Genomic DNA, 12,382 nt, shown 5'->3' with positions numbered 1-12,382 from the left:
AAGCCGGGTGCGGACATGGCGGCGGACGAGGGCGGCCCCCTCTATGCCGCGGTCTGCGCCGCCGTACCGCAGCTGCCCGGCCTGCTGCGCCTGGCGCCGGAGGCGGCCGCCGGCTGGGCGGATATCGAGGCGGCGATCGGCAGCAGCGACCTGGAAGAGGTGATCGCCGCAGAGGAACTCGGCCGCGGCGGCCTGCCGATGAGCCACGGCCAGGGCACCCTCGTCGCGGCCCTGCTGGCGCGGGCGGGCTATGCCCACATGGCGCAGCGGGTGCGGCCGAACTTCTGGGAGGCGATGGAATCGCTCGACGGCCGCAACGGCGCCCTGCTGCTGCGCCTGCTGGCGGAAGGGCGCTGGCGGTAGCAGGTTCCGTCTCTGTCAGCAGCGCGTCGTTCCCGGGCCTGACCCTACGGCTTTCACACATTTCGCCGGCGGGGCCAGATCAGCCCTGCGGTCCTACCTTTTTGCCGTCATCCTCGGCCCCCGAGCCGAGGATCGTGGCAAGACGGCGAAGCTGCGCAGCGTCCCTGTCCCGTCATGCCCCTTGTATCAAGAAACCACCGCGGAGGAGGCGTATGATTTCTCCTGCGGTCGCGCAGGAGAGCCCGAGGGCGACGGCAGCAGGGAGGCGCGTCGAAGAGAAGAGATATGTGAATCGCGTAGGGCCTGACCCGAGAAGTCACTCCGCCGGCCGTTCAGATCCAGCAAAGCTCGCGGAATGGATCCCGGGTGAAGCACGGAATGACGATCGCGGTGGCGATACCGCTTCTACCGTTCCGACGCCGTTTCAGCCGGCCCCGGCCTTCGGCGCTGTGGTCAGTTCCACGAACAGGTCCTCCAGGTCGGCCTCCTCGGTGGTGAGGTCCAGCACCTCCAGCCCGGCGGCGCGGACCCGGTCCAGCAGGGCGGGCACCCCGGCGCCGCTGCGGCGGAAGCGGATCACCAGTTCGCGCGGGCTGCGCAGCGCCGCATCCAGGTCCGACAGCGCCGCCGGCACCGCGGCCAGGTCGTCGGCCAGCACCAGGCGCAGCTCGCGCCGGTCCAGCCGCGCCAGCAGGGCCGGCGTGGTGTCGCAGGCCACCACCTCGCCCTGGTTGATGATCGCGATGCGGTCGCAGAGGGTCTCCGCCTCCTCCAGGTAGTGGGTGGTCAGCACGATGGTGACCCCCTGGCGGTTCATCTCCCGCACATGGTCCCAGAGCTGCTGCCGCAGCTCCACGTCGACTCCGGCGGTCGGTTCGTCCAGCACCAGGATCGGCGGGCTGTGCACCATCGCCTTGCCGACCAGCAGCCGCCGGCGCATGCCGCCCGACAGGGTGCGGGCATAGGCCTGCGCCTTGTCGCTCAGGGCCATCGCCGCCAGGATCTCTGCCGTCCGGCGCTCCGCCTGCGGCACGCCGTACAGCCCGGCCTGGAACTCCAGCACCTCCTCCGGCGTGAAGAACGGGTCGATGTTCAGCTCCTGCGGCACGATGCCGATCGACGCCCGGGCGTTGCGGTTGTCGCGGTCCAGGTCATGGCCCCAGATCGTCACCCGGCCTTCGGTCTTGATCACCAGCCCGGCCAGGATGTTGATGAAGGTCGACTTGCCGGCGCCGTTCGGTCCCAGCAGGCCGAAGAAGCTGCCGCGCGGCACGTCCAGGTCGATTCCCTTCAGCGCCTCCTTGCCGGAGCCGCCGCGCCGGCCGCCGGCGCGGCCGGAATGCGGGGCATAGACCTTGCGCAGGCCGCGGGCGGAGATCGCGGCGGGCGGCCCTTCGTTCCCGTCCCGCTCGGGGCTGCGGTCGGGGCGGGAAAAGGGCGCGGCTTCATTCATCCTGGTGACGACCTTCGGAATATGGCATTGACCCCGGCATCCGTGGTGCGGTCCCGGTTGTGTGGAATGGCGGCGGAGCTATCATTCGCGGCAGGATACGGTCAAACAGGACCGGACGCGGTCTGATGGCGCCTGACCTGATGTAGGAGCGTTGCGCAGCGATGGAACCTCTGGAGACGATCGACGTCGACGATCACGTCGTCGCCTGCGACGGCGGCGGCAGCGCGCTGGGACACCCGCGGGTATATCTGAACATGGGCGCGGCACACTATACCGACTGTCCCTATTGCGGGCGGCGGTACAAGCTGCGCGGCCATGCGGTGGAAGCGCCCGCCGCGGTGGAGCCGGAGGGCAGCGCCGCCTGATCCCGGGGCGCCACAGCAGGACGTGATTTCGTGTCGGAAACGGTAGGGCCGGACGGCGGCCTGCGGGTCGATACGGCGCTGGAGCGCCGCCGCCTGCGGCGGGGCCTGAACATCTGGCGCGTGCTGGCGATCGTCGCCGGCACGGCCGCCATCGTGATCCTTGCCTGGCGGCTGATCGCGCCGGGTGGCGCCGCGGGCCTGGGCGGGGCGCATCTGGGCGGGCCCCATGTCGCCCGGGTCACCGTCTCCGGCGTGATCTCCGACGATCCCAGCCTGCACGAGGTGCTGCAGGAGGTCGCCGAGGACGACAGCGCCCGCGCGATGCTGCTGTATATCGACAGCCCCGGCGGCTCCGCCTATGGCGGCGAGGCGATCTACCGCGCGATCCGCGAGGTGGCGGCCCGCAAGCCGGTGGTGGCGGTGATCGGCGGGCTCGGCGCCTCCGCCGGCTACATGCTGGCGCTGGCGGCGGACCGGATCTATGCGCTGGAGACCTCCCTCACCGGCTCGATCGGCGCCATCTTCCAGTTCGCCGATGCCTCCGAACTGCTGGCCGATATCGGCATCCGGCCGGAGATCATCGCCTCCGGGCCGCTGAAGGGCGAGCCCTCCTTCGTCAAGCCGATCTCGCCGGAAGGCCGTGCGGTGCTGACCCGCATCGTCGAGCTGAACGAGGACTGGTTCGTGCGGCTGGTCGCGGAGCGGCGCGGGATGACGGAGGCGGAGGTGCGGCCGCTGGCCGACGGCCGCATCTTCACCGGCGGCCAGGCGCGGGACAGCGGCCTGGTCGACACGATCGGCGCGGAGCGCGAGGCGCGCACCTGGCTCGCCGCCGAGCGCGACGTGCCGGAGGATCTTCCCCTGGTCGAACGGGAATGGGGCCTGGCGCCGCCGCTCTGGCTCGATGCGATCGCCGCACTGGGCGGAAAAGCACTGCTATCTGAACGACTTACGCTTGACGGTCTGGTGGCGATTTGGCACCCTGAGCTGCAATAGACGGGGGGAGCGCGACGGTGCCGCTTCCTCGGGGCGGGCTTCGTTCTTCCTCACAGCCGACATGTTTCGAGTAGGCATGTGTCCTGGTCGGCATGATTCGCGCCGGCGGCAGTCTGCAGCCCTGTTCCATGTTCCTCCGGCGTCGGTGCCGGCATATGTGGCCGGGTGGGCGCGGTCCCGGCCTGGGTGTTCCGGCATGGGTGTTGATGAGGATCCCCTGAGCATGTGTGGCATGGATCGGTGATCAAGTCCGAACTCATCGCGAAGCTGGCCGAGCGCAACCCGCACCTCTACCAGCGCGACATCGAGCGTATCGTCTCGACGATCTTCGACGAGATCTCCGCCGCATTGGCCCGTGGCGACCGGGTCGAGCTGCGCGGCTTCGGCGCCTTCTCCGTGAAGCACCGGCCGGCCCGGGTCGGCCGCAACCCCCGCACCGGGGAGCCGGTGGCCGTCGCCTCCAAGAGCGTGCCCTTCTTCAAGACCGGCAAGGAACTGCGCGACCGGCTGAACCGGGACGACGTATCGGCCGGCCATGGCGGTGGCGCCACCGGCGACTGATCCGGCCGCATGCGCCTGTTGCCGGGCCTGCGACGACGGCGGCTTCACGATGGCGCCGGCCTGTCCTAGGCTGGGGCCGTTGCCCCCCGCCGGCGCCGGTGCGCGGCGGGGGGGATCCTGGTCCAGATGAATTCGGGGAACGCGATGCGCTGGCAATTCTGGCTGATCTTCGTGCCGGTCGCGGTGGTCGTGATCGCCCTGTCGGTGGTGAACCGCGATCCGGTGACTTTCAGCATCGGCCTGGGCAGCGCCTGGCAGGTGCCGCTCTTCCTGCTGCTGCTGGCGGCAGCGCTTCTGGGCATCCTGTTCGGCGGGGTCGGGGCATGGATGGCCGGCGGCGGCAGCCGCAGGCGCGCGCGGCAGGCCCGCGCCGACGCCGCCCAGGCGCGGGACGAGCAGGAAGCGCTGCGCCGCAAGGTCGCGGCACTGGAAAGCGAGCTGGACGAGGCCCGTGCCGCGGCGCGGGCCGGTTCCGGTCCGGCGGACGGGGAGGGGGAGACCCCGGCCCTCGCCGCGCCGCGCACCTCCGACGCGGCCTGACTTCCGGGCCGGCGCCTTCTGCCCGGCGCCTTCAACCCTGGGCCCGGGCGTCGCGGCAGGGCGGCGGCGCGGGACAGCCCGTCGCCGGGGCGCCATCTCCTCCTCCCCCTTCGGCACGGGACATTCTGCGGCATGAAATTCCTGGATGACGCGGCGACCGCGGCGGACCTGCCGTTTCCGGACCTGATCGAGGCCCTGCGTGCAGGCTTCCGCCGGGGCGCGGAGGTGCCGCTGCGGCATCACCACACCATCCCCCGCGGTGCCGGCGGTGAGCCCGACGCCACCCTTCTGCTGATGCCGGCCTGGAGCGGCGCACCCGATGCGGATCGCCCCGGCGGGGGCGATGGCGGGGCGGTCCAGGCAGGGCCGGACGGCCCGATCGGCGTCAAGGTGGTCACCGTCGTTCCGGGCAATTCCGCCCGCGGCCTGCCGGCGATCGCCGGCCTGTACCTGCTGCTGGACGGCACCACCGGGCGACCGCTGGCGGTGATGGACGCGGCGGCCCTGACGGCGCGCCGCACGGCGGCGGCGTCCGCCCTGGCGGCGGACTATCTGGCGGCGCCCGGCGCCCGGCAGATGCTGATGGTCGGCGCCGGCGCCCTGGCGCCCAACCTGATTGCCGCCCATGCCGCGGTGCGGCCGATTGCGCGGGTGTCGATCTGGAACCATCGGCCCGAACGCGCCGCGGCGCTGGCGGCCCGCCTGACGGCCGAGGGCCTGGACGCCGCCGCGACGGAGGATCTGGAAGGCGCTGCCCGCGCCGCCGACCTGGTATGCTGTGCCACCCTGTCCCGCGCGCCGCTGATCCACGGCGACTGGCTGCGGCCGGGCGCCCATCTCGACCTGGTCGGCGCCTTCACGCCGCAGATGCGGGAAGCCGACGACACCGCGTTGCGGCGGGCGCGGGTCTTCGTCGACACCCGGACCGGCGCGTCGAAAGAGGCGGGCGAGATCGTGCAGGGCCTGGCCGATGGCGTGATCGCGGAAGCCGATATCCAGGGCGATCTGTTCGACCTTGTCCGGGGCGTTTCGTCGGGTCGCGGCGGTGCGGAAGAGATCACCCTGTTCAAGTCGGTGGGCACCGCGCTGGAGGACCTGGCCGCCGCGACCCTGGTGGCGGAGCGCCGCGGCCTGCTGGAGCGCTGAACCCTGACCGGAAACCGCTGTTGCCGGCAAACAAATTTTATCTTCTTTTATATGAATGCTGGATGAACACTTCATTTGCCTAACGTTCATCTTGATCTATTGCTATTCGGATACCTCGCTGCCATATTGTTGACGCGGGCCTGTTACAGATGAACGTGATGCGTTCACATGGCAGGAGCCTGTTATGGCCAGCATCCCCGTCACCTGGTCCTGGGGCGAGACCCGGACCATCACCGACTTCGACCCCGCAGCCGATCTCTTCGAACTCGACTGGTTCAACGGCGCCGACCTCGACCTGACCGAGGAGGACGGCAATGCCGTGCTGCGGATTCCCGGCATGCTGCAGAGCTACACCCTGGTCGGGGTGCCGCTCTCCGCGCTCAGCATCGACAATTTCTCCTGGAAGCATGACAGCGCCGGCACCGTCCTGGCGGAGGCGCTGGCCGCGGCCGACGGCGGCAGCGATGCCGGTGACGGCGATACGGGCGGAAGCGATACGGGCGGCGGCGACACCGGAGGCGGCGATACCGGCGGCAGTGATGGCGGTGGCAGTGATGGCGGCGCGATCGGCACCGGCACGGTCCATGCCGTCGACCCGGGCAGTCCGGACATCATCGGCTTCGACCCGGCAACCGACACGATCGATTTCGGCGCCGTCTCCGTCCACAACACGATCCTGGGCAAGACCGCGTCGGGCGAAGTGGCGATCGTCAATGTCTGGGCCTGGACACCGGAGGTCCAGGTGCTGCAGGGCATCACCTTCGACATGCTGAGCATCGAGAACCTGGGCATCGTGCAGAACGAGCATCTGCGCCAGGACGCCGGCGGCGTGATGTCCTGGGAGCTGGGCATCGGCCCGCGCGAGGCGGATACCGTCTATGTGCGCAGCCACGAATACGGCGTGCACGAGGTGGTGGAGGATTTCGATCCCGCCACGATGAAGCTGAGCTTCCTCTATTTCGGCACCCGCGAGCGGCTGACGGCGGAGGATACCGACGACGGCCTGCTGCTGTCGGTGCAGCCGTCCGGGCAGAGCCTGCTGCTGGCAGGTGTCGCGAAGGCGGACCTGGTGCCGGCGAACCTGGAGTTCCATCACGACCAGATCGTGGAGGACCAGCTGGAGGTCGTGTTCGGCTTCACCGTCGAGCAGGTGACGATGGTCAGCCGGTCGGAGCTGCTGACCCCGGAAGCGCCTGCGGGCGAGATCACCGACGGCCACCAGACCAGCCCCGGCAGCGAGAACGGTCATGACCACGGCGATCACGGCGACCATGGCGATGGCGGCATGGGCGGTGATGGTGGCATGGGCGATGGCGGCGACACCGGTGGCGGCGATACCGGCGGAAACGATGGCGGCGCGATCGGCACCGGCACGGTCTATGCCGTCGACCCGGGCAGTCCCGACATCACCGGCTTCGACCCGGCGACCGACACGATCGATTTCGGCGCCGTCTCCGTCCACAACACGATCCTGGGCAAGACCGCGTCGGGCGAGGTGGCGATCGTCAATGTCTGGGCCTGGACACCGGAGGTCCAGGTGCTGCAGGGCATCACCTTCGACATGCTGAGCATCGAGAATCTGGGCATCGTGCAGAACGAGCATCTGCGCCAGGATGCCGGCGGCGTGATGTCGTGGGAGCTGGGTGTCGGCCCGCGCGAGGCGGATACCGTCTATGTGCGCAGCCACGAATACGGCGTGCACGAGGTGGTGGAGGATTTCGACCCCGCCACGATGAAGCTGAGCTTTCTGTATTTCGGCACCCGCGAGCGGCTGACGGCGGAGGATACCGACGACGGCCTGCTGCTATCGGTGCAGCCGTCCGGGCAGAGCCTGCTGCTGGCGGGAGTCGCGAAGGCGGACCTGGTGCCGGCGAACCTGGAGTTCCACCACGACCAGATCGTGGAGGACCAGCTGGAGACGGTGTTCGGTTTCACGGTCGAGCAGGTGACCATGGTCAGCCGGTCGGAGCTGCTGACCCCGGAAGCGCCGGCGGGCGAGATCACGGACGGCCACCAGACCAGCCCCGGCAGCGAGAACGGCCACGACCATGGCGACCATGGCGATGGCGGCATGGGCGACGATGGCGGTATGGGCGATGACGGCGGCATGGGCGATGGTGGCGACAGCGGCGGCGATACCGGTGGCGATGGCGGCGGCGACGGCGAGCCCGTGCCCGCCGGCAATGTCATCGCCATCACCTGGACCTGGGCAGAGAACCGGACGTTCTCCGACTTCGACCCGGCGACCGACGTGCTGGCGCTGGACTGGTTCAACGGCGAGGACCTGCAGCTGACCGAGGAGAACGGCAACGCCGTACTGCGGATCCCCGGCATGCAGCAGAGCTACACCCTGCTCGGCGTGTCCCTGGCCAGCCTCGGCCTGGCCAATTTCACCTGGAAGGCGGCCAGCGCCGGCACCTATCTGGCCGATGTGCTGGATGAAGCGGATGGCGCGGCGCAGCCCGATCCCCAGCCCGACCCGGATCCCCAGCCCGATCCGGAGCCCGACCCCGAGCCCAATCCGGACACCGGCTCCGGCGAGGCGCAGGTGCACAACGTCACCTGGGCCTGGGGCGAGCAGCGGGTGATCGACGATTTCGATCCGGCCACGGACCGCCTGGCGATCGGCTGGTTCGCGCCCGACCATTTCACCCTGAGCGAGAGCGGCGGCAGCACGGTCTTCGCGATCCCGTCGAACCAGCAGTCGGTGACCCTGGCGGGGGTCGGGCTGGACGAGCTGGCGATGTCGAACTTCAGCTTCCTGGACCCGGCTTCGGCGGCAAAGGCGGCCGATATCCTGGCGGCGGCGGAGCCCGGCACCGGCGGCGAACCCGACCCGGAACCCACGCCGGATCCCGATCCCGATACAGGCGGCGAGGGCCCGGGCAGCGGCAGCGACGGGGGCAGCGATGGGGGCAGCGACGGCGCCAACAGCTTCGCCGCCTTCCTGACGGAGCTGGGCAACTACGAGTCCGGCGTCGACTATGACCGCTACCTGTCCGGCGACATCACCGAGGCGCAGATCCGCGGCTGGGTGGGCGACGATGTCTGGCATGCCTGGGTGGCGGGCGAGATCGGCTGGCGGGACATGTCCTACCACTCCGTGAACTCGTACGGCTTCACCGGACGCTACCAGTTCGGCGAGGCGCTGCTGATCGACCTCGGCTACTACGAGGCGGACAGCTACTACCTGAACGGCGCCTCCACCAACGAATGGCTGGGGACCTGGACGGGCAAGAACGGCGTCACCTCCTACGAGGATTTCAAGAGCGACATCCAGGAGACGGTGATCCAGGAAGCCTTCGGCATGAACCTGAAGGTGATGGACGGCCTGCTGCAGGCCGCCGGCAGCTCGCTGGACGATGTGCTGGGCCAGGAGATCCCGAACGTGACCTGGCCGGACGCCAATACCGACGTGGTGACGATCACCGGCCTGCTGGCCGCCTCGCACCTGGTCGGCGCCTGGTCGACCGCATCGTTCCTGCTGAACGGCATCGAGAGCGCCGACGAGTACGGTACCAGCCTGCGGCAGTACATGTCGGTCTATGGCGGCTACGAGCATCCGCCGGCAGAGGACCTGGTGCAGGGCTATGTGGACAGCACCTCGCCCTACCACTGGATCTACTATGCCGGCGTGGAGTTCGACGCGCCGGAGGCGGAGGCGGCCCTGACTGTCGCCGCCCTGGAGGCGGATGCCGATGCCGGCCTCGCCTTCGCGGAGGCCGGGCCGGACGCGGCCGGGGATGCGGCGGACGGTGCCGACGATCCCGGCAGCGACCAGTCGGACGACATGGCGGCCTGACCCGGGATGCGCGGGACAGGTTCCATGGTGCCCGACCAACCCCGCGCAGCCGGTGCGACCGGCAGCAGGGCCCGGCTGGCGATGCCGCTGGCCGCCCTGCTGCTGGTCAGCGCCGGCATCAACCTGCTGGCGCTGGCGGCACCGATCTACTCGATGCAGGTCTTCGACCGTGTGCTGCGCACCGGCCATGGCGAGACCCTGCTGCTGCTCAGCCTGATCCTGGCGGCGGCGCTGGCGGCCTATGCCCTGCTCGATGCCCTGCGCGGCGGGCAGGCGGCGCGGCTGGGCCATCTCTGCGAGAGCCTGCTGGGGGCGGCACGCCTGCGGCAGGGCGGGGCCGGCGGCGCCCCGGACGGTACAGCGGCGGCGGGATGGCCGGCGGTGCGGGCAGCCCTTGCGCCGACCACCCTGACCCGGCTGGCCGATGCGCCCTGGCTACTGGTGTTCCTGATTGCGCTCTGGGCGATTCACCCGCTGCTGGCCCTGCTGGCCCTCTGCACCGTCGTCCTGCTGGCCGGCCTGATCGTTCTGGAGGGGCGAACCGGCAGCGGCCGGCTGGAAGGCCGTGGGTCGGAGGGCCTGCTGTCCGCCCTGCAGGCGATGCCCGCGCTTGCCGGCCAGGGGGCGATGGCGGTCCGTGCCCTGGCCCGCTATGGCCGCCTGCGGGCGGAGGAGGTCGAGGGCGGAACCGGGCGCCTGGCGCTCGGCCAGTCGCTGCGCGGCGGTGCCACCATGGTGCGCATGCTGGCGCAGAGCGGCAGCCTCGGCCTCGCTGCCTGGCTGACGATCCAGGACCAGGTCACGGCCGGGGCGATCATCGCCGCCACCATCCTGATGGGGCGCTGCCTGTCGCTGACCGAGCAGGGCCTGCGCGCGGCCCTGACCCTGCGGGCCGCGGCACCGGAGGTCCGCCGCCTGCGGCAGCCGGAGATCCGGTCGCTGGATACGGAGGCCGCCGGCACTGCTGCGGCGGCGCTGCCGCCGATGGACCGCTTTGCCGCCCTGACCCTGGACAATGCGGTGCTGCGCGACCCGCTCGCCGCCCGCGGGCGGACCCTGCGCCTGCATGCCAGCCTGCCGATGGGGGCGATCGTCCATGTCGGCGGGCCGGTCGGATCCGGCAAGAGCGCGGTCTGCCGGATCCTGGCCGGCCTGCAGAAGCCCGATGGCGGCGCCGTGCGCCTGGGCGGCCTGACCGCGGAGGCCGCCGCGCGCCTGCCGGCGGGCGGCATCGCCTTCGCACCCCAGCGGCCGCAGTTCCTGCCCGGACCGCTGCTCTGGTCGCTGGCGGGCGAGGATGTCGAGGCCCGCGGCCTGGCGGAGGCGGCGGCGCAGCAGATCGGCCTGGCCGAGTATGTGCGCTGCCTGCCGCAGGGCTGGGAGACGGAGATCGACAGCCAGGGCGGCCCCCTGCCGGACGGCATCGCCCGGCTGGCCGGGCTGGTGCGTGCGGTGGCCGCGCAGCCGGTGCTGCTGATTGTGGACGAGCCCTGCGCGGCGCTGGATCCCGGCACCGCCGCAAGGGTGGCGGCGCTGCTGCGGCCGCAGGCGGGCAGCCATGTGCTGGTGTTCGCCGCGGCCGACCCGGCTTCGGTGCCGCTGGAGGCCAGCGCGGAGATCCGGCTGCTGCGCGACCGCGCGCAGATCGAGATGCGGGGCGCCAGCCGGATCGCGGACCGGGGGCCGGCGGCAGGCGTGCCGAAGGCTGTTCCCGCAAAGCCGGGCCGGGCGAAGCTGGCGCCACCGGAGGTGGCGGCGACGAGGATTGCGGCGGAATGAGCGGACGGGACGGAGAGGCGCCCCTGGCGGGGCTGGAGCATGGCCTGCGCCGGCGCGCGGCGCGGCTGGGTCTGGCGGTGGCGGTGGCGGCGGCCGGCCTGGTCGGCCTGCTGGCCAGCGTGCCGCTGACCGGCGCGGTGGTGGCGAGCGGCGAGCTTGCGCCGGCAGGCCAGCGCCGGACGGTGCAGCATCGCGAGGGCGGCATCGTGGCGGTCCTGCATGTTGCCGACGGCGACCGGGTGGAGGCCGGCGCGCCGCTGGTCACCCTGCGGGCGCCGGATATCGAGGCGGAGTACCGCGAACTGCAGGAGGACAGTCTGGCCCTGCACGCCCGCATCGCCCATCTGCAGGCGGCACGCGACGATGCCCCCGCACCGGCGCGGCCGGCGGGCTTTCCCGCCGCCGGCAGCGACCCGGTGGCGGACCAGTTCTGGGCGGCGGAGCTGGCCGCGCTGGACCGCCGGCGGGCGGTGCGCGACAGCCAGCGGGCGGTGCTGCGGGCCCGCGTCGACGCGGTTTCCGCCCGGATCGCCGGCAGCGAGCGGCAGCGCGACTATCTGGACCGCCAGATCGCCAGCCTGGAGAAGGAGGCCGACAGCGTGCGCGCCCTGGTGAAGCGCAGCGTCGCGCCGAAGCAGCGCGGCTGGGAGATCGAGCGCACGGTGCTGGACCTGATGGCGGAACGGGACGGTGCGGAGGCGCAGATCGCCCAGGCCCGGGTGGAAGGCGAGGAGATCGAGGCCGAGCGCGACCGGCTGGAGCAGGAATGGACCGAGGCGGTGCAACGCGACCTGCTGCAGGCGCTGCGCGACCTGGGCCGTACCGCGCACCGGCTGGCGGCCCGCAGCGACGCAATGGAGCGGCTGGTGGTGCGGGCGCCGGTGGCCGGCCATGTGCTGGACCGGCAGGTGCATACCGTCGGCGGCACCGTGGCGCCGGGCGATGCCCTGATGCAGGTGGTGCCGGAGAACGAGGCCCTGGTGGCCCGCGCCCGGGTGGCCACCACCGACATCGACGAGATCCGCGGCGGTGCCGAGGCGGAGCTTCAGATGCTCGCCTTCTCGCAGCGGGCGCAGCACCGGCTGACCGGCCGGGTGACGGAGGTCGGCGCCGACCGGTCGACCGACCCGGAGAGCGGCGCCGCCTTCTATACGGTGCAGATCGACATCGGCGATGCCGCCGCCGCGCTGGGGCCGGAGGCCGAACTGCGCGCCGGCATGCCGGTGGAAGCGGCCATCATCACCCGGCCGCGCACCATGCTGGACTACCTGCTGGACCCGTTCCGGTCCGCCCTGCGGCGCGGCATGACGGAGGGCTGAGGGGGCGTCCGGCCGGGCCCGGGATTTTTCGGTGCCGGGCCTTTCTCGCCTGCGACGG

At 71.4% G+C, this 12,382-nt stretch carries 10 protein-coding genes; 9 read left to right on the top strand and 1 reads right to left on the bottom strand.

Going from position 1 to position 12,382, the window contains the following annotated elements:
• The first annotated feature begins 15 nt into the window (after nucleotides 1-15).
• Entirely contained in the window at nucleotides 16-363 is a 348-nt protein-coding gene (locus ACFOGJ_RS12560) for a hypothetical protein (RefSeq protein WP_379900832.1), read from the top strand.
• Between the two features lie 424 nt (nucleotides 364-787).
• Here ACFOGJ_RS12560 and ACFOGJ_RS12555 read toward each other — a convergent pair whose 3' ends face one another.
• Nucleotides 788-1,816, bottom strand: coding sequence for an ABC transporter ATP-binding protein (locus tag ACFOGJ_RS12555; protein WP_379900830.1), 1,029 nt, complete (start codon nucleotides 1,814-1,816; stop codon nucleotides 788-790).
• A 161-nt stretch (nucleotides 1,817-1,977) separates the two neighbouring features.
• Here ACFOGJ_RS12555 and ACFOGJ_RS12550 point away from each other — a divergent pair, with 161 nt between their 5' ends.
• The 8 genes from ACFOGJ_RS12550 (at nucleotide 1,978) to ACFOGJ_RS12515 (ending at nucleotide 12,324) form a co-directional block, all read left to right on the top strand.
• Entirely contained in the window at nucleotides 1,978-2,181 is a 204-nt protein-coding gene (locus ACFOGJ_RS12550) for a zinc-finger domain-containing protein (protein WP_379900828.1), read from the top strand.
• A 30-nt stretch (nucleotides 2,182-2,211) separates the two neighbouring features.
• Complete coding sequence (gene sppA, locus ACFOGJ_RS12545; RefSeq protein WP_379900826.1) at nucleotides 2,212-3,177, top strand: signal peptide peptidase SppA; 966 nt, start codon at nucleotides 2,212-2,214, stop codon at nucleotides 3,175-3,177.
• A gap of 240 nt (nucleotides 3,178-3,417) precedes the next feature.
• Nucleotides 3,418-3,738, top strand: coding sequence for an integration host factor subunit beta (locus tag ACFOGJ_RS12540; protein ID WP_379900824.1), 321 nt, complete (start codon nucleotides 3,418-3,420; stop codon nucleotides 3,736-3,738).
• Between the two features lie 126 nt (nucleotides 3,739-3,864).
• Nucleotides 3,865-4,278, top strand: a complete 414-nt coding sequence (locus ACFOGJ_RS12535) for a lipopolysaccharide assembly protein LapA domain-containing protein (protein WP_379900822.1) — start codon at nucleotides 3,865-3,867, stop codon at nucleotides 4,276-4,278.
• A 132-nt stretch (nucleotides 4,279-4,410) separates the two neighbouring features.
• The gene (locus ACFOGJ_RS12530) at nucleotides 4,411-5,424 is read left to right on the top strand and encodes an ornithine cyclodeaminase family protein (RefSeq protein ID WP_379900820.1); all 1,014 of its coding nucleotides are present in this window, start codon (nucleotides 4,411-4,413) and stop codon (nucleotides 5,422-5,424) included.
• Nucleotides 5,425-5,608: 184 nt separating this feature from the next.
• Nucleotides 5,609-9,226, top strand: a complete 3,618-nt coding sequence (locus ACFOGJ_RS12525; RefSeq protein ID WP_379900818.1) for a hypothetical protein — start codon at nucleotides 5,609-5,611, stop codon at nucleotides 9,224-9,226.
• A gap of 24 nt (nucleotides 9,227-9,250) precedes the next feature.
• Nucleotides 9,251-11,005: an ATP-binding cassette domain-containing protein gene (locus tag ACFOGJ_RS12520; RefSeq protein WP_379900816.1), complete on the top strand. Its 1,755-nt coding sequence runs from the start codon at nucleotides 9,251-9,253 to the stop codon at nucleotides 11,003-11,005.
• Nucleotides 11,002-12,324 (top strand): HlyD family type I secretion periplasmic adaptor subunit, encoded by a 1,323-nt coding sequence (locus ACFOGJ_RS12515; RefSeq protein WP_379900814.1) that lies wholly within the window; start codon nucleotides 11,002-11,004, stop codon nucleotides 12,322-12,324. Before ACFOGJ_RS12520 ends, ACFOGJ_RS12515 begins: the two co-directional genes overlap by 4 nt.
• The last annotated feature ends 58 nt before the right edge of the window (nucleotides 12,325-12,382 follow it).

Origin of the sequence: Marinibaculum pumilum, assembly GCF_042646425.1 — a bacterium.
Lineage (GTDB): Bacteria > Pseudomonadota > Alphaproteobacteria > Ferrovibrionales > Ferrovibrionaceae > Marinibaculum > Marinibaculum pumilum.
Note: the sequence above shows the minus strand (reverse complement) of the source record. Positions and strands in the feature narration are given on the sequence as shown.